General features: G+C 65.4%; 11 protein-coding genes. 5 read left to right on the top strand and 6 right to left on the bottom strand.

The genetic code is table 11. From position 1 onward, the window contains the following. Positions 1-299: 299 nt before the first annotated feature. From AC3WUM_RS24830 to AC3WUM_RS24820, 3 genes are read left to right on the top strand one after another with little or no spacing between them, the layout of a single operon-like run. Complete coding sequence (locus tag AC3WUM_RS24830; RefSeq protein ID WP_492413984.1) at positions 300-2,429, top strand: CHAT domain-containing protein; 2,130 nt, start codon at positions 300-302, stop codon at positions 2,427-2,429. Next, the gene (locus tag AC3WUM_RS24825; RefSeq protein ID WP_492413982.1) at positions 2,426-4,051 is read left to right on the top strand and encodes a ShlB/FhaC/HecB family hemolysin secretion/activation protein; all 1,626 of its coding nucleotides are present in this window, start codon (positions 2,426-2,428) and stop codon (positions 4,049-4,051) included. The genes AC3WUM_RS24830 and AC3WUM_RS24825 overlap by 4 nt, the downstream gene beginning before the upstream one ends. Before the next feature lie 29 nt (positions 4,052-4,080). Beyond that, positions 4,081-8,424 (top strand): beta strand repeat-containing protein, encoded by a 4,344-nt coding sequence (locus AC3WUM_RS24820; protein WP_492413980.1) that lies wholly within the window; start codon positions 4,081-4,083, stop codon positions 8,422-8,424. A gap of 66 nt (positions 8,425-8,490) precedes the next feature. Here the strand turns inward: AC3WUM_RS24820 and AC3WUM_RS24815 are convergent, their stop codons facing one another. From AC3WUM_RS24815 to AC3WUM_RS24805, 3 genes are all read right to left on the bottom strand, one after another. Further along, complete coding sequence (locus AC3WUM_RS24815) at positions 8,491-9,657, bottom strand: FAS1-like dehydratase domain-containing protein (protein WP_492413979.1); 1,167 nt, start codon at positions 9,655-9,657, stop codon at positions 8,491-8,493. Positions 9,658-9,935: 278 nt separating this feature from the next. After that, entirely contained in the window at positions 9,936-11,819 is a 1,884-nt protein-coding gene (locus AC3WUM_RS24810) for an ATP-binding response regulator (protein WP_492413977.1), read from the bottom strand. Continuing rightward, positions 11,816-12,865: an ABC transporter substrate binding protein gene (locus AC3WUM_RS24805; protein ID WP_492413975.1), complete on the bottom strand. Its 1,050-nt coding sequence runs from the start codon at positions 12,863-12,865 to the stop codon at positions 11,816-11,818. The genes AC3WUM_RS24810 and AC3WUM_RS24805 overlap by 4 nt, the downstream gene beginning before the upstream one ends. A 204-nt stretch (positions 12,866-13,069) precedes the next feature. Here AC3WUM_RS24805 and AC3WUM_RS24800 point away from each other — a divergent pair, with 204 nt between their 5' ends. Both AC3WUM_RS24800 and AC3WUM_RS24795 read left to right on the top strand, forming a co-directional pair. Beyond that, on the top strand, positions 13,070-13,633 hold the full coding sequence (locus AC3WUM_RS24800) for an OmpA family protein (protein WP_492413973.1): 564 nt from the start codon (positions 13,070-13,072) through the stop codon (positions 13,631-13,633). Between the two features lie 37 nt (positions 13,634-13,670). Next, on the top strand, positions 13,671-14,060 hold the full coding sequence (locus tag AC3WUM_RS24795; RefSeq protein ID WP_492413972.1) for a DUF4280 domain-containing protein: 390 nt from the start codon (positions 13,671-13,673) through the stop codon (positions 14,058-14,060). Positions 14,061-14,878: 818 nt separating this feature from the next. On the opposite strand, the gene AC3WUM_RS24790 is transcribed toward AC3WUM_RS24795, so the two are convergent. From AC3WUM_RS24790 to tssI, 3 genes are read right to left on the bottom strand one after another with little or no spacing between them, the layout of a single operon-like run. Continuing rightward, positions 14,879-17,275 carry a hypothetical protein gene (locus tag AC3WUM_RS24790; RefSeq protein WP_492413971.1) on the bottom strand — a complete coding sequence of 799 codons (2,397 nt, stop codon included), beginning with the start codon at positions 17,273-17,275 and terminating at the stop codon, positions 14,879-14,881. A gap of 29 nt (positions 17,276-17,304) precedes the next feature. Then, on the bottom strand, positions 17,305-17,940 hold the full coding sequence (locus tag AC3WUM_RS24785) for a PGRP and LysM peptidoglycan-binding domain-containing protein (RefSeq protein WP_492413969.1): 636 nt from the start codon (positions 17,938-17,940) through the stop codon (positions 17,305-17,307). Continuing rightward, positions 17,940-20,237 carry a type VI secretion system tip protein TssI/VgrG gene (gene tssI, locus AC3WUM_RS24780; protein WP_492413967.1) on the bottom strand — a complete coding sequence of 766 codons (2,298 nt, stop codon included), beginning with the start codon at positions 20,235-20,237 and terminating at the stop codon, positions 17,940-17,942. Before tssI ends, AC3WUM_RS24785 begins: the two co-directional genes overlap by 1 nt. Between the last annotated feature and the right edge of the window lie 130 nt (positions 20,238-20,367).

Genomic DNA, 20,367 nt, shown 5'->3' with positions numbered 1-20,367 from the left:
GCCCCGAAACAGCCATCAGAACAATTCAATCAATGACTTGAAAACAGGACAGACCACTTTCCCCGGACAGTACTGGCACGAGCAAAGAAAGTAAGCCCCGGCCGGGAAGGCCAAAAATCCTCAGCTCACAACTGAAACAGCAGCAACCAACAAACAAAGAACGCATTCCACCCACCCAACCGGACATAACCCCACCACCCCAAACGGCCTACCCATTCCGACAAATGGGCGATCCCCCACGCCACACCTACTCTGCACCGGGTCAGCCGCATCGATCGCGGCCTCACGCTCGAGCCGCCATGACCCTCGCTCACCACAAAAAAACATGCCCAAGCCGACCGCGCTGGCCCAGGCTGCTGACCGCAGCGCTGTTCGCTCAGGCACTCTCGACGCACAGCGCCTTCGCAGCGGCTGAAGGCGCGCAGCAGCAACCCGTCGAAGCCGCACTCGAACGCCAGTCCGAGGCCGACAGCCTCGAAGGCATCGCGGCCGAAGGCGCCCTGCTCTACGATGCCGAACCCGTGAAGCAGGATGGTTACGCCTACTGCGGACAATCGGTCGCGTTGTCGGAGCGCGGCGAGTTTCGCCTGAGCATTCGTGCGGCGAGCAAGGCCTTGCATGTAGCCCGTGCCACCGACAACGAAGACCTCATGGCGCTCGCGAGCCGCGATCTCGCCATCGCCTACAGCTACAGCGGCAATCTCGATCAGGCCGAGCGCTTCGCACTCGAAGCGCTCAAGCACAAACCCAAGGATCCGCAGGTCGTCATCGGGCCTTCGCACAAGATTCTCGGCGACGTCTATACGCGCCGCGGCGATTACGACAAGGCCATCGCGAGCTTCGAGCAAGCCGATCGCACGAGTTCCGATCGCTTCCGTCCGCTCGTCAAGACCTCGCTCGCGAATGCGCTCGTCGATGCCGGCGATCTGGCGCGCGCGCGCAGCGTCTACGCCGAGGTGCCTGCGCAACAGGACCCGACGCTGCGCAACCAGCTGCTGCGCACGCAGGCACGCCTGCTGACCGCCGAGAAAAAACCGCAGGAAGCGATCGCGGTCTACGAGCAGCTCGCAGGCATGAAGGACGGCGGCGATCCGGCCTATCTGCGGCTATGGGCTCAGGACGGCATCGCGCGCAACCGTCTCGCGCTCGGCAATCGCAGCGAAGCCGCGAGCGCCTGGGATCTCGCGGCGACCGAAGCCGATCGCGTGCGCGCCGAGTTCCGCAGCGAGGAGATCCGGATGGGCCTGTTCTCGGATGTGCAGAACGTGTTCGAGAACGCCATCGCCCTGCAGCTCGATCTCGGCAACAACCAGCGCGCGTTCGAGCTGTCCGAGCGCAGCCGCTCGCGCGCGCTGCTCGATGCGGTGCGCGGCCGCGCCGAGCTCGCCGACGCGCAGAACACGGTCGATATCCAATCGCTGCAGGCCCTGCTGAAGCCCGACGAGCGCGTGCTCGAATTCCATGCGCTGTCCGGCGAGCTCGTGGCCTGGAGCGTGAGCCCGACCGAGGTCAGATCGACACGCCTGCCGCTCTCGCGTAGTGATCTCGTGCAGGTCGTCGATGCGTTCCGCAGCTCCATAATCAACGGCAAGAAGTCGGCGGTTTCCGGCGCCGAGCAGATCGGCCAGTTGCTGCTCAAGCCGCTCGCAATCGAGCCCGGCACGCGCCTGCTGATCGTGCCGCACGGCCCCCTGCACTATCTGCCGTTCCAGGCCTTGCGACTCGACGGCCAATACCTGATCGAGCGCAACAAGCTCTCGATCGCCCCGTCGAGCACGATCGCCAGCCAGCTCGCACAGCGTCCGCCGCATGCGCGCCACAAGCTCGTCGCCTTCGGCAATCCGCTGATCGAAGCCAAGTTCGACCTGCCGGGCTCCGAAGGCGAAGTCAGAACGGTGTCGTCCTACTTCGACGATAAGGCCATCTATCTGCGCGCCGACGCGACCAAGACGCGCTTTCGCGAGGCCACGGCGGGCGCGGGCATCGTCCACGTCGCCGCGCATGCGATGGCCGATACGGTCGACCCGCTGTACTCGCGCATCCTGCTCGCCAACGAACGCGGCAGGCAGAGCTTTCTCGAAGCGCACGAGGTGCTCAACCTCAAGCTCGGCGATGCCGACATCGTCACGCTGTCGGCCTGCGAATCCGGACTCGGGCGCATCGCCAGCGGTGATGAAACGCTGGGATTCACGCGCTCTTTCCTGTCGGCCGGAAGCTCGAGCCTGATCGCCTCGCTGTGGCCGGTCTCGGACGATGCGGCCGAGATCCTCATGTCCACGCTGTATCGCGAACTCGCACAGGGCACCGACCTGCAAGGCTCCATGCAGCAGGCCCAGCTCGCGGTGCTGCGCAATCCCAAGATGGCCCATCCGTTCTTCTGGGCTCCGTTCAACCTGATCGGCAACTGGCGCCTGACGGTGAAGCAATGAAGGTTTCGCGCACTTTGATCCTCATCGCCGCGGGCGTCGGCGGCTTGGCGGTGATCGCACCCGCGTCGGCGCAGGAGCCATCGTCACAGGGGCCGATGAATGCGGGCGATCCGACCGCGAGCGTCGCCGGACCGACGCGCGTGGTGATTCAGGACGTGCGCTTCGTCGGCGTCACTGCGGTGAATCCGCGTGCCCTGCGCTGGCTGCTGCACGACCAGTTCAACAAGCCGCTGAGCTTCGATGACCTGCAGGCGATGGCCGAGAAGGTCACGCGCTACTACCGCAAGAACGCGTACTTCCTCGCGCGAGCCGCCTTGCCGGTGCAGGACTTGTCGAGCGGCATCCTCGAAATCCACGTCACCGAAGGCCGCATCGGCAGGGTCAACCTGCGCATCGCCGAAGACGCGCCGGTCAGTGAGTCGCGCATACAGGCCATGCTCGAGCCGCTACGTTCTCAAAGTGTGCTCAACAACCGCACCTACGAACGCACGATGCTGCTGATCTCGGACCTGCCCGGCGTGCGCGCGAACGCGACGCTCGAAGAAGGCAGCGAATCGGGCACCACCGACATCAAGGTCGAAATCAGCGCCAAGAAGCGCTGGCAGGTCGCGGTCGATGCGGACAACGACGGCACCAAGGCCACCGGACGCGAACGCGCCGGCCTCACCGCGCGCTGGGGCAGCCCGAGCGGCAACGGAGACAATCTCGACCTGCGCGTGCAAGCCTCGAGCGATGCCTCACTGGCCTTCGGACGCGTTGCCTACGAGCTTCCGGTCGGCTACGACGGCTGGCGCGCCGGCGCCGGCATCGCCCATGTGCAATACGATCTCGGCGGCCAGTATTCGGTGCTCGACGCCGAGGGCAAGGCCGATGTGGCGAACCTGTTCGCCACCTATCCGATCCACCGCTCGCGCAATGAAAACGCGCTGCTGCGTCTCAACGTCGAATACAAGTCGCTCAACGACGACATCAAGCTCGTCGGCCTCGAAAGCCGCAAGCATTTGATCAACGTCTCGGCCGCCACCAACTACGAAGCGCGCGACGCCTGGGGCGGCGGCGGCTTCAACAGCCATGCGATATCGGCGACCTGGGGCCGGCTGACGATCGAAGACGACATCACGCGCTATTTCGATCAAAGCGCCTTCGGTCGCCACACCGAAGGCAACTACCTCAAGCTCAATTTCCAGCTCAGTCGCCTGCAGTACCTGTTCGCGCGCAACAACCTGTTCTTCGGCGTCGCCGGACAGGTCGCCAACAAGAACCTCGATCCGGCCGAGCAGCTCAACATCGGTGGCGCGGGCACCGTGCGCGCTTACGCCAACAGCGAGCTGCTCGCCGATACCGGCATCGTCGCGAACCTCGAATGGCGCATCGGCCTCACGCGCCAGTTCACGCTGTTTCCGTATTACGACCTCGGCCATGGCGAAGTCGCCGAGCGAGTGCCCGGCGCAAACGACGGCGGCCGCACCATCAGCGGCTACGGCGTCGGCCTGACCTGGTCGCAGATCGGCAACTTCTTCATCACCACCTCGGTGGCCTGGCGCGACAAGGGCGAGCCTCCGCTCGCCGAAGGCAGCGACCATGAACCGCGCTGGCTGTTCCAGTTGCAGAAATCCTTTTGACGATCCGAGAAGCCGCGAGGTCTGAATCCATGTCCGCACGCCACCAAGCTCCGCGCCCGATCGTCCGTCGTTCGCACACGCATTCGCTGTTCACACCACGCCGCACCGCGCTCGCGACGGCGATCGCGATGTTCGCCTCTCCGGCCCTGCACGCCGATCCGCTGCCCAACGGCGGCACCGTCGTCAGCGGCGGGGCGACGATCAACCAGGCCGGCAATGCGATGACGATCAACCAGTCCACGCGCGGCGCGATCATCGACTGGGCCGGCTTCTCGATCGACGCCGGCTACAGCGTCGACTTCATCCAGGCGCTCGGCGCCAATTCGGTCACGCTCAATCGCGTGCTCGCGGGCGGTGATCCTTCGACGATCTCCGGCAGCCTGACCGCCAACGGGCGTGTCTTTCTGGTCAATACCGCAGGCGTGCTGTTCGCACCGGGGTCCAGCGTCAACGTCGGCGGACTGGTCGCGTCCACGCTCGATATCAGCAATGCCGATTTCAACGCCGGTGTCGAGAGCGGAAGCTTTCGTTTCGTCGCGGTCGACGACGAGAGCACGCGCGACGTGACCAATCGCGGCGACATCGTCGTCAACGGCGGCGGCACCGCCGCGCTGATCGGCAACGCCTCCAACGCAGGCAGCATCACCGCCGACGGTGGTACCGTCGCGATGGGCGGCGCGCGCAACGTCACGCTCGATTTCGAGGGCGACGGGCTCACGCAGCTCAGCGTCGACGGCGCCTTCCTGTTCACCACCGCCACGGTCTCGAACACCGGTTCGCTGCAGGCCGATGGCGGACAGGTGGTCATGCGTGCGATCGGCCAGACCGACTACTTCGAGCAGGTCGTCAACCAGAGCGGCCTCGTGCGCGCGCGTTCGCTCGAGAGCCGCGAGGGCCGCATCATCCTGTCCGGTGGTGAGGAAGGCGGTGTCGACGTGCACGGCCGGCTCGATGCCTCGGCCGGCGAGGCCGGCGTCGCGGGCGGCGACATCACGATCGAAGGCAACGTCATCCACATCTCGCGCTCACCGGTCGCAGTCGCATTGCCACCGGTCCCGGCGATCGACGTCTCCGGTAATGGCGCGGCCAACGGAACGCTGACGATCGATTCGCGCCAGAGCGTCATCGTCACCTCGGCCGCGACCAACAACGTCGAGTACGGTGATGGCAATTCCTACGTGCTCGACGGCTCGATCAACACGGCGCTCGACAGCGCGAGCCGCATCGACATCATCAGCCGCGAAGGTCAGATCAACATCGATCAGGACGTGGCCTTGCAGCGCACGGTCGACGGCGACGCGGTGAGCCTGAACTTCGATGCGGCGCGCGCCTTCTTCGGCGGCGTCAACGACGACGGCGATCCGTCGCCGTGGTCGCTCGTCGCCGATCTCGGGGCGATCGACCTGACTGTCAACGCGCAGTCGTCCGTGCTGATCAACGAGGCGCAGATCATCACCAACGGCGGCAGCGTCAACCTGACGAGCGTCGACAGCAACACTGAGGCGCTCGACATCGTCACGAGCACGCTCGATACGCGCATCGGCCAGAGCGATGCGAACGCCAGCGGCGACATCATCCTGAGCGGCCAAGGCGCCGACGCGGGAACGCGCATCGCCGGCAGCGATCTGCTCGCGTCGAGCGGCGAGATTCGCATCAGCGGGCGGGTCAATGATCTCGCGACCGCCGACACCCCGCCCGGCGTCGCCATCGGCTACGACGGCGAAGGCAGAACGAGCCGCATTCACGGCGTCGATGGCAACATCACGATCACCGGCGTCGGCGGCAACGACGGCTACGGCGTTTCGATCGAGGACAGCCAGGTCATCAGCCAGAACGGACGGGTCGACATCGCCGGCAACAGCCAGACGCTCGGCGTCTACATGCTCGGCAAGGGGCAGCAGACGCTGGTCATCGGTGGCGGCGGCGTGGTGCTGCGCGGAACTTCCGGAGCCGACGGCGTCGGCATTACGACGGAAGCCGACGTGGTGCTGCAGAGCGATACCGCCATCGCTCTGCTCGCCGATGGTGGCAGCTCGTTCGAGTTCGCTCCGGAAACCACGATCCGCTCGGCCTCGACGATCAACCTGCGCCCAGGCGGGGTCGATTCGGATGGCGATCGCTACGACGCCACCGGGCGGAACATCGTGATCAATGGCGACGGCGGCTTCACGATCGACAATGCCCTGCTCGCACGGCTCGACGCGCCGAACATCGTGATCGGATCGAATGCGCACGCCGGCTCGATCACGGTCGCGGACGATGTCGAGCTCAACCGCAATCTCACGCTGCAGAACACCACCGGCGGCATCAGCCTCGATGCGGTCGTCGATCTCGGCGACAACGTGCTCGCGCTCGCGAGCGCAGGCGACATCGTGCAGACCGCGGGTGGCATCACCGCACATTCGCTGCTGGCGATTTCATCGGGCGGCTCGGTGCGCCTCGACAGCACGACGAATCAGATCCAGCCGAACACACTCGCCGGCTCCGCGGCGGGCGACTTCGTCTACGTCAATGCGAACTCGGTCGGCATCGGCTCGGTCGGCGCGAACGGCTTCGACGCCGGCAGCAATTCGCCGAGCGCGCTGAGCGCGCTGAGCGCGGACGGCATCAGCGCGGGCGGAAACGTGTTCGTGCAGAACCTGCTCGGCGACCTGATCCTCAACGGTAACGTCAGCGGCGCGCAGATCGATCTCGTGACCGCGGGCATCTTCAACAACGCAGGCGCCGCGAGCCTGACTCCGACCGGCTCCGCACGCATCTGGGCCTCGCATTTCGAAGGCGAGACCCGTGGCGGCCTCGTCGGCGGCAATCTCTACAACTGCGCCTACGGCAGCTGCGGCGCAAGCTCGGCGACCAGCGGAGTCACCTACGTCTACGCCTATCAGCCGACACTGACCATCGTCATCGGCAACGCGACGCGCGAGTACGGCCTCGCCAATCCGGGCTTCACGTACAGCATCGACGGGCTCGTCAATGGAGACACCGAGGCCAGCGCGCTGAGCGGAGGCCCGACCACCTCGGCCACGATCGCGAGCAACGTCGGCGACTACTCGATCATCAGCGGCTTCGCATCGAACCAGGGCTATGCGCTCGCCGTGAGCCCGGGCGTACTGGCGATCATCCCGGCCACGCTGACCTACGTCGCCGATCCGTACTCGCGCGAGTACGGACTGGCGAACCCGGTATTCACGGGTAGCGTCATGGGCTTTCGCAACGGCGACACGCTCGCGAGCGCCACTAACGGTGCGCTTGCGTTCACGAGCCCGGCCGGAGCCGGCGCCAATGTCGGCAGCTACGCGATCAACGGCGGCGGGCTTTCGGCCGGCAACTACGTGTTCACGCAGGCCGCCGGCAACGCGAGCGCGCTGACCATCACGCCGGCCCTGCTGAGCTACGTCGCCAACGCGGTGAGCCGCGAATACGGGCTCGACAATCCGCTGCTCGGCGGCACCGTCACCGGCTTCCGCAACGGTGACACCCTGGCGTCCGCGACCACGGGCAGCTTGAGCTGGACCACCAGTGCGACCACCGCCTCCAACGTCGGCAGCTACGCGATCAGCGGTACTGGCCTGTCGGCCGGCAACTACACGTTCACGCAGGCTGCGGGCAATGCAAGCGCGCTGGCGATCACGCCGGCCCTGCTGAGCTACGTCGCCAACGCGGTGAGCCGCGAATACGGGCTCGATAATCCGCTGCTCGGCGGTACCGTCACCGGCTTCCGCAACGGCGACACCCTGGCATCCGCGACCACGGGCAGCTTGAGCTGGACCACCAGTGCGACCGCCGCCTCCAACGTCGGCAGTTACGCGATCAACGGTGGCGGGCTTTCGGCCGGCAACTACACGTTCACGCAGGCCGCGGGCAATGCGAGCGCGCTGACCATCGTGCAGGCCTTGCTGACCTACGTCGCCAACGAGGCCTCGAGCTTCGTCGGCGGACCGGTTCCGGCGCTGTCGGGAACGGTGGTCGGCTTCCGCAACGGCGATACGCTCGGCACCGCCACCACCGGCGAGCTCACGTTCTCGACGCAAGCGAGCGCGTCTTCGGGGCCGGGAGCGTACGCGATCACGGGCTCCGGACTCGATTCGCAGAACTACCGCCTGGTGCAAGCGGACGCGAATTTCACGAGCTACAGGGTCGCGCCGGTCGTGGTGCTGCCGTCGGTCGCCGAAGTCATCAACCTGCCCGAGACCGATCTGTACGGCAACAACCTGAGCGTGGTCACCGCGATCTGCGCGAGTTCGCTCGGCGATGCGGTCAGCGTCGGCGGCGCGGACTCGCTCGCCCAGGACTGGTCGCTGCTGCGCGTGAAGCCGAACCTGAGTTCCTGCGTCGACACGCAGAAGAAGAACAGCTGCTCGGCGGGCTTCTGACGCGAACGCATGAAAAAGCCCCGAACGAGCCGATTCGTTCGGGACTCTCGAATCGACGTCAGGCGATCAGCGCTTGGGCAGTTCGATCTCGGCCTTGGCGGTCGACATGACCGTGCCGAGCTGGTTTGTCATCTTGAAATCCACCTGCACGATGTTGCGACCCTGATCGTCGACGAGCTTGTCGATGATCTGCGCATCCATGATCGTGATGTCGCCCGTGAACGCCGGCCCGCGATAAGCGCAATTGGAATGCACCACCTGGCCCCACTCGCCGGCCCAGCCATTGAGATAGTCGAGAATCCAGGCCCCCATCGACGCGCCGTAGCCGTAGCCGCGCGGCATGCCGATGAAGCGAGCCCAGCGCGGGAACAGATGACCTCGCGAAGGGCCGATGTAGGCGCCGTCGGTGAGCTCCGGATTCTCGAGTTCGAGCACCGGGTCCTGTTCCTTGCCGGCCATTTCGTCGGTGAAACCGAGCGCCGCCATGTCGAGATCGGTACGGCGGATCACGCCGCACCAGGTCGTGAACAGATAGGCGCGCCATTCGGTCGTGAAGCTCGCGATGCTGTGCACGCCGATGATGCGCGTCGGCAGCTTGTCGCCGACCTTTACATCGTCCCAGTAACGCTTGCCGTGGCCGAGATCGTGCAGCGACTTGATCCACTCGAACTTCTTGTCTTCGAGCTCGCGCAGCTGATCGTCGCTCCACTCGGGATCTTCGGTGCCCTTCAGCGAGCCCATTTCGCGCGCCGCTTCGGCGCCGTAGCGGATGGAGGTCGAACGCTGCGTCGCGATCTTCTCGCCGCGGTCGTTGTAGTAGAAGTTGTCGCCGCGCTGAAAGCAGGTCGGGCCGGCGAACTTGGTTTCCTTGATCACGTAGTCGAGCGGAATGCGCTCATTGGTGATCTTGTCGCCCGCGAAGATCTTCGGGCCATGGAACCACCACTCGTCGCCACCAAAGATCAGGTGCGAATTCGGAATCAGGCCGACGCAGGCCGGCGCGGTTCCGTGACCATCGTCGCAGGCCACCGCGAACGACTGCGGAGCGACGATGCGGCCGTAGCGGCCTTCGGCGGCGAAGCCATCGTCATAGTGCAGGCGGTTCGGATAATGCATGGCCTGGACCCAGCGACGGATATCGTTGCCACCGAGCGGCTCGCGCAGGCGACCAGGCTGGATCGGCTTTCCGAGAAAACGATCGATATCGGAACAATCCAGGGTTTTGTTGCTCATTCGCTCGCTCCGCGCTGGTCTCGCCCATTGGGTCTGGCATCGTGTCTGGGCTGGTTCTTCGACGCGCTGGAAAGTCTTTTTTGGGGCGATCCAGGCGAGGAAAGCCGGCACTGCCTCAGGCGTCTGCGCAGCTAGTGTAGCCCAGCATCAGGGTGTTTCCGCAATAATAAATCATCACTGGTGTCGATTACGAGCCCGACGGGGAAACTGGCTCCCAGTGAGACGGGCGGCAGGCACGAGCGGCGAATGCCGGTGCCGGTGAATCCTCTGCGCCGGCCTCAGGCCGCCAGCGTTCCGCCGGCATTCGACGAAACGCCCACGGGTCCGAGCGCCGCACGCAACTTGGCCGGAGTGACGGGCTTGGTCAGCAGAACCACACCGTTCTCACGAGCACGGCGCAGCGTGGCCGCCGAGGTGTCGCCGGACACCAGCAGCAGCCGCGTTCGCGCATCGATGCGACGCGCAGCCTCGATCACACGCCAGCCATCGTCGACCTCGCTGAGCTGCAGATCGCAGAGCAGGTAATCGAACGCGGCGCCCTGCGAGATCAGTGCCTCGATGGCCTCGTCGACCGTGCTTGCGGCCGCGGTCGTCAGCCCCCATTGCTCGATCAGGCCGATGGTGCCGTCCCGAATCGCACGATCGTCGTCGACGACGAGCGCCCTGCCCTGCGCCCTGGCCGTGGATACCACGGGCGCCGCCGCAGCAACCGGTGCGGGACGCTCGGCCGCCGGCAGATCGAAGTAGAAGCAGCTGCCCTTGCCGATCGCGGACTCGACGCCGATCCGGATGTCGAGCAACCGCGCCGCGCGCGCGCAGATCGCGAGTCCGAGGCCAAGGCCCTTGCGACGATCGCGCTCCGGATTGTCGAGCTGGAAGAACTCCTCGAACACGCGCTCGTGATACATCGAAGCGATGCCGATGCCGTTGTCACGCACCTGCACGCGCACCTTGTCGCTGTGGCGCTGCGCCGACACCAGAACCGCGCCGCCGGCCGCGTAACGCAAGGCGTTCTCGACGAAGTTGCTCAGGATGCGCGCGCACAAGGCCGGATCGACGTCGACATGCAGGTCGCGACGACGGAACAGCAGGCGCGTTTCGCGCTCGATCGCGAGCGAGCTCAGCGTGGCCTCGGCATCGTCGAACAGCTTGCCGATCGACACCACGCTGCGCTGCGGCTCGACGACGCCGGCATCGAGCCGCGAAATGTCGAGCAAGGCCGTCAGCAGGCCGGACATGCCGCTCAGGCCTTCGTCGATGCGTTCGACGAGCGCGAGCTGATCGCTGCCTGCGGTCTCGCGCAGCTTGCCGACGAACAGGCCGACGGCATGCAGCGGCTGGCGCAGGTCATGGCTCGCAGCCGCGAGAAAGCGCGCCTTCGCCGCGTTGGCCTGCTCGGCCTGGCTCAAGCGCTGCTGCGCCTGCAGCTGCGCCTCGCGAACCCGTGCCTCGAGTTCGCTGCGGTGCCCCGCCAGTGCGGCGGCCATGTCGTCGATGCCGGCCGAGAGCCTTCCGAGCTCGTCGTCGCTGTCGAGCCGGCTGCGTGCATTCAAGTCTCCCGCGCGAATCGCGGCCACGGTCACGCCGAGCTGCCTGAGCGGCGCGGCGATGCCGCGTGCAAGCATCGTCGCGCCCCACATCGCGACGACCAGCGTGGCGCATCCGATCAGCAGGCCGGTGATCGCGGATCGCAGCTCCTGCCGATAGAGCCCGCTCGAGTCGATCACCACGCGCACGTTGCCGACCGCACCGGCACCGCCGTCATCATCGTCGACGGACCAGTCGTCGAAGGTTCCCGTCGGGCGTATGCGCACGATCGCCGAGAAGCTGCGTGTCTGCTCGGGCGCCAGGCCATTGCGATGCGCGGTGACGAACAGGCCCGAACCGTTGCTGATCTCGACGCTCTGTACGCCCGGCTCACGGATCGCATCCTGGCTGATGCGGCGCAGCGCGCTGATGTCCCCCGCGTAAAGGCTCAGATCGCTGTATGAAGCGAGGCGCTTGGCGGTCGCCACGCCATTGGTGCTGAAACCGTCTTCGAGCGTGCGGATCTTGTCGACCGTGAAGTACGAGGTCAGCAACATCGTGGCGGCGACGCAGGGCATCACCGCGAGCAGCATGACTCGCCGCTGCAGGTCGAGCGAACTCAATGAGAATTTCACGGCGCTGCAGCCAGCCTGCGTTGCAGCGCATCCTGATCGGAAACCTGCAGCGCGAGCGCTTGCGCGACGGTGGAGTTGACGCCGACGCTGAAGCGGCGCGGCATCGCGATCGCAGGCGGCCTGCCGCCGCGCTGCAGCAGCGTGATCGAATCCGCAGCCTCTTCGACGAACTGATCGCGCGTGGTGTAGACGCCGAGCACCGCGCCTGCGCGCACGAGCGCCTCGGTCGAGGACACCACCGGCTTGCGCGCCGCGGCGGCCGAGCGCAGCACGCTCTGCGCGACGCCCGGAGCGAGCGAGACCGGGTCGGACAGCAGCAACAGCACATCGCTGGCCGGCAGCACGCTCGCGAGCGCGGCAGACAGATCGGCCGCGGTATCGCTGCGCCTGGCGACGACTGCAAGGCCGAGCTGCTTGGCCGCCGCGCTCGCCGCCGCATACTGCGCTTCCGCATCGGGCGGATACACCAGGCCGATGCGATGCGGCTTCGGAATCGCGAGTTCGATGAGCTGCAGCTGCCGCTGCATCGGCTGATCGGTGACGACCGCATAGAGCTCGGCGTCGGTAGATCGAACCGATTCCACGTCCGCCTTGCTCACGAGCACCGCGACGACCGTCTTCTTCTGCGCCGATCGCATGACTGCCTGCAGTGCCTCGGGTCCGACCGCGACGATGATGGGTCGCTTTCCGGGCCGCTTCTTCAAGGCCTGCGTCTCGTCAAGCGCGATGGCCGGCGGCGTTGCGCTACCGAGGCTGCGCGTGCGCGGCGGAAAGTCGAAGGCGGCATCGTCATCGGCCTGTGCGAGCTCGACGCCAGCGTCCGCAGGTGAATATTCGGAAGCCAGCATCGATCGCAGGCTTCCGTCAGCGCTGAGCCGGCGGCCGAGCATCTCGACGAACTCATCGCTCGCTGCGACGCCGGCGTCGCGCACGACAGTCAGTTCGGAGAGATCCCCCGCGATCGATCGAGGCGACAGCGAAAGCCAAAGCAGCGCAGTGGCGCACGAACGCAGGGCGGCGAGCATGAATCGACGGTGATATTGCATGCGTACACGCTAAGAGACTCCGCGGTTCCGCGCGATAAGCAATAGGGCGTAGTCGAGCCGCTGCCGACCCGCGCAGCCGGCCTATATCGTCCTGCATATCGAAAACCGCGGGGCCCGCTCGCACACTGAGCGCCACGATCAGCGCCGCGTGCGCCTCACCGCACTTTCGCTTCGGATCCCTCTTCGGTTGCAACAGGAGCTGTCATGTTCGAGATCAACACTCATCGCACTCTCGCCGCCTTGCTGGCCTGCACCGTGGTGCTGGTTCCCGCGCATGCGCAGACCGATTTCGGCAAGTCTTCGCCGTCGGTGCAGGACATCGTCAACGGCCTCAAGGACGACGATGCGATCGAAGGCGTGCGCACGCGATCACTGCGTCCGGGCGCCGCGGCCGAGGCCACCAGCGCGGCCGTCGCCGAGCCTTCGGCGCCGCCGTCGATCTCGATGCAGATCCAGTTCGATTACGCCTCCGACCAGATCTCGGGGCCGTCGAAGAAAACCATGAACAATCTCGCGGCCGCGCTCGCGTCGAGCGATCTTTCGGGCCAGCATTTCACCATCGTCGGCCACACCGATGGCCGCGGAACCGCCGAATACAATCTCGGCCTGTCGCAGCGCCGCGCGGCTTCGGTGAAGGCTTACCTGGTCAGCAACGGCGTCGCGCCGGAGCGCCTCAAGACGGTCGGCAAGGGCTTCTCCGAACTCGCGAACAAGGAAAACCCGGCCTCCGCCGAGAACCGCCGCGTCGAGATCATCGCAGGCTCCTGATCCGATCTTTTTCGGGGCTCAGAAGCGGAGGACCGTCATGCCCATGCAAGTCGTCAACGGCGCCAAGCTGCAATGCAGTTTCGGCACCGCTCCGAGCAGCCTGATGGTGCTTCCGATGGCCATGACCTTGTCGTCGAATCAACCGGCGGCGACGATCATGGACCACAAGCCGATGCTCAACGTCATGCCGTTCGGCATGTGTACCACGCCGACCAATCCACAGGTCGCCGCAGCGACGGCGGCCGCACTCGGCGTGCTGACACCGCAGCCTTGCATCCCGATGACGAATTCGCCGTGGATGCCGGGTTCGATGACGGTGCTAGTCGGGCACAACCCGGCACTCAACAACACCTCGGTCTGCATGTGCATGTGGGCAGGGGTGGTGTCGGTGATCGATCCGGGGCAGGCGACGCATCTGATTCCCTAGGATTGGGTTTGCGTTGCGAGCGAGTGTTCGAGTTATTACTAATTTCTGGGTTCAGCTGATCGCTGAGGGCTTTTGACCTCGCCGGTCGGGCCTTACTTTCTTTGCTCCTGCAAAGAAAGTAAGCAAAGAAAGCAGGCCCTGGTGACGCACTTTCGCTACGCGAAAGTCCCCTGCGCTGCTCACGTGCTCGGGGCAGGAGTTTCGACGCGACATCCTTGTCGCGACGAAACTCGGCGGGCATCCCTGCCCGCCGTCCCCTGCGCGCGCTGCGCTGCTCGGTGCGTCACAAGGGGTTGAAAGGCGAACAGCAAAAGCAGAAGCAACTACTTCCTGCAGTCCCCTCTCCCGCGTGCGGGAGAGGGTGGTCCGTCAGGACCGGGTGAGGAGCTTTTGCTTTAGCTTCAATCCACAGCAAGAACCCCTCTCTCCCCTGCTTCGCAGGGACTCTCTCCCGCACGCGGGAGAGAGGACAGCAATAAACCAGCGGCGAGGCGCAGCGAGCCAGGAGTAGCTGTTGCCGTTCAACCCCTGGCAGCGCCGGCTGAAGCGGCGCGCGCAGCGGGTCAGCCGGACAGGACGTCCGGCTGAGCTTCGCCGCGACACGATGTCGCGTCGAAGCGACCCCGAGCACGTCGCTTCAGTCGGGGACCCGTTCGTCGTGCAACGACGAACGGGCGCGGACTTCGGGGCGTGCTTTCTCTTGGTTACTTCTCTTTGCACGAGCAAAGAGAAGTAACCCCCGGCCGGGAAGGCCAAAACTCTCAGCGCTCAACAAACCCCGAGCGAAGCCCCATCCCAAACCAACCCATCAACCCCACTCAAAACATCGACCCCAAATCCGACAACGACGGAGCCGCCGGCGCACCGCCCGCCGCTGGCGCCTTTGCCGGCCCCGTCCGCTCCGCCAGAATCACCGCCTCCGCGAGCGCCGTCTCGAACCCCGCAGTCTTGATCTGCGTATACGTCACGCCCTGAGCCTGCCCCTTGTCTTCACGCGAGGCCGACAACACGCCACTGCCTTTCGGCTCCTCCGGCGCCGGCGCATCGGCGCCGTCGTCTTCGCCTTTGGCAGCGTTGATCAGATCGTTCGGCGTGCTGCCGATGGCATTGCCGAGGTCGGTCGCCTGTCCGCTCTTTTCGCGTCCGACCTGCTCGGCATCGCTGAGACTGCTGACCGTCGAATCCATATTGCCGAGGTCCGCAGCCTTTTTCTGGATGTCGGTCTGTTTCGCATCGATCGCATCGTCGACGCGCTTGCCTGCGGCCGCCATTTCGTTGCCGGTGTCGCGCACGTCGTTCTTGGTCTGCTGCACGGTCTCTGCGACCGCGGTGACACGACCGATGCCGTCCTTGACCGGATTCCAGGCCATGCCGGCGAACTTGTCGCCCATGCCGAAGGCTTCCATGACGAGGTTGAACACCGGGAACAGCAGGTTGCGCATCACCGTCGCGGCAAGCATCGGCAAGCGGCCGAGATAGGTTTCCATCGTCGCGGCGTTGCGCGCGTTCGCATCCATCCAGGCCGCGATGAGCTCGTCGCAGAGATCCTTGGCGACGAAGAAGATGATGCCGTCGAGATGATGTCCCTGGCTCTTGAGGAACTGCGTGACCAGATCGGCCGCCTTGTCGGCCGCTTGGTCCATGCTCGGGACCACGCTCTTGGCGTTGTCGAACGCGGAGCCGAAGTCGAGCTTGCTGGCGTCGGTGACGGCCGATTTCGCGGACTTCTGCTTGTCGCTCGCGTCGACCGCCTGCGGATCGCGGCCGAGAATCAGGCTGAAGATCAGGCCGACGATGCGGCTCGCGAGCGCATCATGCGTCGCCGCGAGCACGAGCGAAGGGTCCGGCGTGCCGTAGGCGTGCGTGTAGCGATACACCTTGTCGAGCACCGCGATCGTGGCCTCGCCGAGCTTGCCGACGTAGACCTTCATGAAGCCCGGCAATGCGCCATCGAACAGGGACTTGCCGATCGCATCGGACATCATGTCGCCGAGTGGCTTAACGCCCTTCGCTACATCGCCACCGAACAGCGCGAACGCCTTGGCGAGTGCCGCCACCGCTTCGGGTGGCATCTTGGCCTGCACGTCTTCGGCAGTGCTCATGAGGCCCGCGAGCATCTGCGCCTTGTCTTCGCCGCTCGTGCGAATGTCCTTGATCGCGTTCTGCGCGTCGCCGAGCGCCTTGTGCGCGTCCTTGCCGGGTCCGGTATCGGTTGCGCCATAGCCCGTCGAGCCGAGCGTGACGACGTCCTGGTCGAGCGCGTCCTTGCCGCTTTGCAGCAGCCTTTCGGCGACGCTCGGATCGTCCACGTTCTGCGCGGCTTCGGTGGCCTCTTTGTTGCGCTTGCGCCAGACGTCGTAGCTCGGCAGCCAGTTGCCGCGTATCGCCTCGAGCGAATAGTCGTGACTGAGCTTCATGAGCGGCCATTCGTAGGCGATGCGCGACTCGCGATACATGGCCAGATAGACGTCCTGCAGCTTGAACAGCCACTTCGGAATCAGGCCGACGATCTTCGGCACGCCGGCCCCGCCGAGCACCGAATCGAGTCCCGGAATCGACGGCAGGCCGCCGCCTCCGGCGCCTTCTGGCGAAGTCGCGTTCTTGCACAGTTCGTTGTGCGAATCGGCCGCCTTGGCCAGCTCCAGTCCGGCCTTGTGGATCGCTTCGTAATCGAAGCTCGCCTGGTTGATCGGGTCGGCCGCCTTGCGGATAAGGTCGAGCACCGAATCGAAGGCTTCCGGCCCGGGCGGGGCCTGCTTGGCGCCGCCGAGCAGGGAGCCCGCGGTCGCGAGCATCGCGCCGGCCGAGCTCTTGCTGTCCTTGTTCTTCTGCAGCACCTTCTTGCCGCCCTGCGCGAACGAATACAGCAGCACCGCTTCGCGCACGAGCGCATCGCGCATCGCCACGCCACGGCTCGTCGCGCCGCCGGCGAACTTGGTCGCCGCATCCTTGTGCTCGTAAGCCAGGTGCAGGAACTGGATCGTGCCGGGGCTACCGATGGTGTTCTGCGTTTCGCCCGGCGAGGCTTGCACGTCGCTGGCCTGCGCATCCTGGTCGATCGCGCCGCCTTCCATGAAGCGCGCGGTGCCTTCGGGCGCCGGCGGCCCGGAGCTGCCCGTGAGGCCGCCGGTGATCGCATCGATCGCCTTGCCGAGCGGCCCTCCCGTCACCGTGTCGGTGACGCCTTTCACCGCGTTGCCGGCTTCACCGAGCATCGCCGCTCTCCCGCCGTGATGCGCTCGTCTCAGCCATGACGTTCATCGAGCCTCGCGCGCGTCGCATCGTCGATCTCACCGCTTTCATCGAGCCCTTCCTTGCGCTGGAACGCGAGCAGCGCCTTGCGCGTCGCCTCGCCGACTTCGCCACGATCACCCTTGCATTCGTATCCGAGATTGCTCAGGCGATGCTGCACGCCGGTGATTTCGGAAATCGGATCGAGCCCGCCGACATCGATGTTGTAGGTCTCGGTCGCATTGTTGAGCATGAGCTTGGCGACCTTGACATCACCCTGGATGATCTCGTCGATGCGCCCGAGATCATCGGTCTTGCCGTGAACGACGATGTCGCCGAAGGCGAGCGTGTAGTCCTCGTTCTTGCGCGCCTCGCCGAGGCTTTCGAGCTTGAGCTTGAGCCGCGCGGGCTCGCCCTTGATCTTGAACTTGTGCGTCGCATCGACGGGCTTGCTGACGCCCTTGTTGCCCTTGGGTGGCAGGAACAGCTCGTCGCCTTCGACGAGCTGGTTCGGGTTCGCACGCTTGCGCTTGAGCTCGGCGTTGTTGCCGTGATCCCAGATCGTGCTCCACAGATAGCCATGGTCCTTGGCGATACTCGTGATGCTGTCGCCGCGACCGACCGTATAGGTCTTGCCTTCGTCGCCCATCAGGCTTCCTCCCAGGCCGCATCGTCGTAATCGGGGAAACGGATTTCGCAGTTGCCCGGGTCGATGTTGCTGACCTTGTAGAGGCCTTTCTCGTTGGTGCTGCCCGAGGCCACGGTCTCGCCATCGGGCAGCGTGATCTTCACCGCCGCACCGGGCACCGGCTTGCCGGCCTCGTCGACGAGCAGCACCTCGATGCTGTGCGTCTTGTCCTTGTTCTCGTCGGAATTCGGATCGTGTGCGTTCGCATCGTTGGGCGGGGCCTTGCCACGCTCGGCTTCGAGCGGCGACATCGCCATCTCCGCGCCGGGCTTGGCCGTGAGCGCGGCCGCAGCCGCGGCCGCCGCGTTCGGCGAGACCAGCGATCCCGCGCTGCCGGAGCCTGGTCCGCCGCCACTGTTGATGTACACCATCGGACCGCTCACGTAGACGCCGCCGGCCTGGATGTTGATGAAGCTGCCGCCGACCTTGAGCGTGATGCCGGCGCCGGCTTCGATGACCACGTTGGCGCCCGCGTTGACGTACCAGTTGCCGGACGCGGCCTCGCTGTGGTTGACGCAGGATTCGGCGATGTCGCCACCGACCTTGAGCGACTGCGATCCGGCGATCTTGATCGCCTGCAGGCCGCCGACGGTCAGGTGATGATCGCCGCCGGATTCGGCGACGTGATTGCCCTTCACGAAGGCATTGTGATTGCCGCCGGTTTCGTCGGCGCGCTCGCCCTTGACGACGAGGTTGTGATTCTTCTCGGTCCAGTCGCGGCGGTCGTTGCCGACGCGCAGGTCCATGTCCTTCTGCGCGTTGATGAACAGCTGCTCCTCGCCCTTCTTGTCCTCGAAGCGCAGCTCGTTGAAACCACCGCCGCCCTTGCTCGAATTCGTCTTGATCGTCGACTTGGTGGCCTCGGCGGGCAGTTCGTACGGCGGCGGGTTGTCGCCGTTGTAGAGACAGCCCGTGACGAGCGGACGGTCGGGATCGCCCTCGAGGAACTGCACGATCACTTCCATGCCGACGCGCGGCAGGAAGAACGCACCGTACTGGCGACCGGCCCACATCTGCGCGACGCGCAGCCAGCACGAGCTCTTGTCGTCCGCACCGGCCGCACGATCCCAATGGAACTTCACCTTCACGCGGCCGTACTTGTCGGTGAAGATTTCCTCGTTCGGTGGGCCGACGACGATGGCCGTGTGCGGACCTTCGACACGCGCGCGCCTGCGCTTGGGCACCGGTCGATACTGCACGCGGCTCGGCATCACCGAGAAGCGGTTGCGATAGAACGATTCGCCGCCGCCCCGACCGAGGTTGTTGCGTCCTTCGTGTTGCACTTCGAGCACGAGCATGGCTTCGTTGAGCGCATCGTCCGGGTGGCCTTCGAGCTCGAAAGAGTAGCCCGGCGTGAGCAGGCGCACATTGCCTTCGCCGTCGAGAATCTCGTGCTCGGCTTCCTCGCTCTCCATGAGCAGGCGTGCCACTTCCTCGCCCTGCTCGTTGTCGGAAAAGCCGCCCGGATACAGATAGCGCTCGTAGTTCGCGTTATCTCCGCTGCGGATCAGCGTATCGACCGACACTTCGACCGGGCTGCGCGGCTTCTCGAAATTGTAGTCGCGCATGATCACGCGACCCGAGCGCAAGGCCTGGCGCCGCTTGATGCGGCTGATCACGTCGGCTTCGGCGAGGCCTTCCTCGTGGAATTCGATGCGATCCTGTTCGAGCTCCGGAATGTTGTCGCGGTTGTCGGTGAAGACCAGCAGCTCGCGTTCGGCCTCGTGCTGGAAGAAGTAATAGATGCCCGCGCGTTCGAGGATGCGCTCGACGAAATCGAGCGTGGTCTCGTGGTACTGCACGCAGTACTCGATCGGCTCGTAGCTTCCCGACAGGTGGAATTCGTAGTCGCTGATCTGGAACAGCTGCAGCAGCTCCTCGACGATGTCGCGAACCGTCTTGTTCTGGAAGATGCGCGAGCCTTCGTCGCGTGCGAGGAAGGCCAGCAGCGGCACGATCTCGCAGGCGTACTCGGTGTAGATGTCATCCTCGCCCTCGACCTTCATCTCGCCGAGCCGCTCGAAGCGCGAGATGAAGCCGGTCCAGTGCCGATCGCCGTCCGCGGTTTCGATGCGCAGGGTCACGCGCTGGCTGATGAGCTTGTCGGCCTCGATCGCATCGTCGTGCGACACCAGGCCGAGCTCGAACTTGAACACGCCCGACACGCGCTCCACACCGCGGAATTCGCGGATGACGAGATCGTCGTCCGCGAGCGGCGTGGTGAATTCGAACAGGCGTTGGTCTTGGGTGTAGGGCATCAGGGTGTCTCGCAAGCGTCCGCTTGTCCCCTCTGCCGCTTGCGGGAGAGGGTGGTCCGCAGGACCGGGAGAGGGGCGGCCCGAAAACAGCGCGCCTGTACTCGGACGGGCCCTCTCTCCCCGCTTCGCG

The organism is Hydrocarboniphaga sp. FW305-C-57 (assembly GCF_058783045.1).
The sequence above is the reverse complement of the archived record's forward strand: the minus strand, read 5'-3'. Positions and strand labels throughout refer to the sequence as shown.